Source organism: Bacillus sp. MT94, from assembly GCF_058792475.1.
Map to the genome: position 1 here is coordinate 1 of NZ_JBXAEZ010000025.1, position 580 is coordinate 580.

Genomic DNA, 580 nt, shown 5'->3' on the forward strand with positions numbered 1-580 from the left:
TACGAGCCATTAGCTCAGTTGGTAGAGCATCTGACTTTTAATCAGAGGGTCGAAGGTTCGAATCCTTCATGGCTCACTTTTTGTTTTTTCCGCGCGGTCGTGGCGGAACGGCAGACGCGCTAGGTTGAGGGCCTAGTGGGGGAAACCCCGTGGAGGTTCAAGTCCTCTCGGCCGCATCAAAAAAATCTTAAAAAAGTACTTGCATTTGAAAATGTAGTATGATAAGATAATTGAGTCGCCAAAATACAACGACGAAAAAACATCATGAATAAGCGCCCGTAGCTCAATTGGATAGAGCGTTTGACTACGGATCAAGAGGTTAGGGGTTCGACTCCTCTCGGGCGCGCCAATTACGGGAAGTGGCTCAGCTTGGTAGAGCACCTGGTTTGGGACCAGGGGGTCGCAGGTTCAAATCCTGTCTTCCCGACCACGCGGGTGTAGTTTAGTGGTAAAACAAGAGCCTTCCAAGCTCTGGTCGAGAGTTCGATTCTCTTCACCCGCTTTTAGTTCTTTGAAAACTGAACGAAACAAACAACGTGAAACGTCAATTTTTATTTTTAGATGCTAGACAAACTAACTT

Annotated in this window: 5 tRNA genes; all 5 read left to right on the forward strand. The window is 46.9% G+C overall.

The window, feature by feature from the left end:
* Nucleotides 1-3: 3 nt before the first annotated feature.
* A tRNA-Lys gene (locus AC1Q51_RS27800) sits at nt 4-76 on the forward strand.
* Nucleotides 77-93: 17 nt separating this feature from the next.
* A tRNA-Leu gene (locus AC1Q51_RS27805) sits at nt 94-176 on the forward strand.
* Between the two features lie 96 nt (nt 177-272).
* Nucleotides 273-349 (forward strand) — tRNA-Arg (locus tag AC1Q51_RS27810).
* A gap of 4 nt (nt 350-353) precedes the next feature.
* Nucleotides 354-430 (forward strand) — tRNA-Pro (locus AC1Q51_RS27815).
* Between the two features lies 1 nt (nt 431).
* A tRNA-Gly gene (locus tag AC1Q51_RS27820) sits at nt 432-502 on the forward strand.
* Nucleotides 503-580 lie beyond the last annotated feature (78 nt).